This window comes from Vibrio sp. 704 (assembly GCF_033339295.1).
Genome location: NZ_JAWOUH010000828.1, coordinates 1 through 562, shown reverse-complemented (window position 1 = coordinate 562; position 562 = coordinate 1). Strand labels below are relative to the sequence as shown.

The 562-nt window shown below is 37.9% G+C and carries 1 protein-coding gene and 1 pseudogene; one reads left to right on the top strand and one right to left on the bottom strand.

Going from position 1 to position 562, the window contains the following annotated elements; genetic code table 11:
* A partial coding sequence (locus R7R24_RS29365) for a cytochrome b/b6 domain-containing protein (protein ID WP_411978850.1) occupies nucleotides 1–190 on the bottom strand: 190 nt, incomplete at its 3' end.
* Nucleotides 191–436: 246 nt separating this feature from the next.
* Between R7R24_RS29365 and ati1 the strand changes: the two are divergent.
* A pseudogene (ati1, locus tag R7R24_RS29360) lies at nucleotides 437–562 on the top strand (Ati1 family type III secretion system chaperone); the annotation flags it as partial.

The window sequence follows — 562 nt, the reverse complement described above, 5'->3', positions numbered from 1 at the left end:
TCCCAACTAACCTAGGCACGCTCAAGGCTAAGACTAAAAGTCCGAATGACATGTGAGCATTAAAAAGTAAGTTGTTTGATTCATCATCCATAACTAGACCAGAAATGAGTACCGCAATCATTCCAAGCCCGATAACCCAATGGAAAAACATCATTGATTTTGAGATTGCATTGTTCGTTTTCGCGTCCATCTTCTTTCTCCATGTAAAAGACATGGTTATTCTTCACATGAGCCATGAATAAAAGATGAATACTTTATTCAGACAAACTACTCTCAGACGAACTAAACAGGTCGCCGCCCTCTAGTTGTGGTCCATGTTGATACGATAAAAATAAAAACTTACGCCCATACTCAATATCCTTCCACACCCTCACTCTTATACTCTTTCCCAAAATGAGTAATAACCATAATAAATTTTTAGATTGAGGGGAAAACAATGGATATCTACCAAGAAAGCATCAGTTTTTTAGGTAACGACGCGAACTTCGATGCAAACGGATTATTTCAATGCGAACTGTCATCGAATACAAATGACCATGATGAAGCGCTTTTCTTAACCATA